The sequence below is a fragment of the Streptomyces sp. NPDC059900 genome, assembly GCF_050270335.1.
GTDB lineage: Bacteria > Actinomycetota > Actinomycetes > Streptomycetales > Streptomycetaceae > Streptomyces.
Genome location: NZ_JBNNJZ010001073.1, coordinates 1 through 1,446 on the forward strand (window position 1 = coordinate 1; position 1,446 = coordinate 1,446).

Annotated in this window: 1 protein-coding gene; it reads right to left on the reverse strand. The window is 68.3% G+C overall.

What is annotated here, in order from left to right:
* Window positions 1-54: 54 nt before the first annotated feature.
* Complete coding sequence (locus ACQKIP_RS47325; RefSeq protein WP_427745851.1) at window positions 55-1,401, reverse strand: MFS transporter; 1,347 nt, start codon at window positions 1,399-1,401, stop codon at window positions 55-57.
* Between the last annotated feature and the right edge of the window lie 45 nt (window positions 1,402-1,446).

Below are 1,446 nucleotides of genomic sequence, written 5' to 3' on the forward strand. Positions count from 1 at the left end.
CGTATGCATACGAAGTGCGGGAGGCAGGAGGAGGGGAAGGGGGGCCGGAGGCGGTCAGGAGGTGAACTTGTCCGCGCCCAGGTGGGTCCGGTACGTCTCGGTCATGAAGGTGCTGATGGTCACGAGGGCCAGGAGTGCGGCGGCCGCGAGGTAGACCCACACGGCGTAGATCGAATCGAAGCTGGTGACGAGCAGGGCGGCCACGAAGGGCGTGATGCCCATGAAGATGGAGAACGAGCTGTTGTAGGCGATGGCGCTCGCGCTGAACCGGGAGCGCGTCGCGAAGAGTTCGGCCGTGCAGACGGTGACGATGCCGGTCAGGAAGAACTCCGGGACGATGTAGATCAGTTGGCTGGCCACGGCCGCGCCGAAGGTACCGCCCTCGCCGACCCGGAAGGCCAGCGGGACCAGGACGATGCACGCGACGGCGCCGCTGATCAGCATCGGTTTGCGGCCGATCCGGTCCGAGATGGCGCCGGCCAGCGGCAGTAGTGGGATGAGCACGGCCACGGAGATGGCGTTGGACGTGAGGGCCATCCAGCGCGGCAGGCCCAGCGTGCCGGTCAGGTACTCGGGATAGAACGTGACCCAGCTGTAGGACAGGATCGCGAGCATGATCGAGACGCCGCAGTAGGCGAGGATCGGCCGCCACTGCGTGCGCAGCGCGTCCCGGATGGGGGCCTTGGCGACGTCCGCGCCGTCCTCCGTGGCGCGCATGAACTCGGGCGATTCCTCGATGCGTCCCCGCAGCCAGATCCCGACCGCGCTCAGCGGCAGCGCGAGCAGGAAGGGGATGCGCCATCCCCACGAGTCCAGGGCGGGCCCCTGGAAGACCCAGCTGGTGAGCGCGGCGGTGCCGGCGCCGGCCAGGATGCCGGCGAAACAGCTGTTGGAGGCGTACGAGGCGTAGTAGCCGCGGCGTTTGGGCTCCGCCCACTCCACGATGAACGCCACCGCCCCGACGTACTCGCCGCCCGAGACCATGCCCTGGATGACGCGCAGGAACAGCAGGAGCAGGGGCGCCAGGATCCCGATCAGCTGGTACGTGGGCAGGGCGCCGATCAGGGCGGTGGCCACACCCATGAGCACGATGGTCCACAGCAGCGTCTTCTTGCGGCCCACCCGGTCGCCCCAGCGGCCGACGAGGGTGCCGCCCAGCGGGCGGAACAGGCAGGCGATGGCGATGATCGCGTACGTGCTGAGGACGGCCACGGCCTGGTTGCTCTGCGGAAAGAAGGCGGGGGCCAGGACCGGCGCCATGTAGCCGTAGAGGCCGTAGTCGAACTGTTCGACGAAGTTTCCGATGCTTCCCGCGCCGATGGCTCGGCGTATCGCTATCCGCTTCTCCGCCTCGGTCCCTTGGGGGCCGGCTGCGGTGGTGGGCGGCGCTACAGCGGACATGGCTTCTCCGTTCGCGCGGTTTCAAGGTTATGCATACGTATGAAC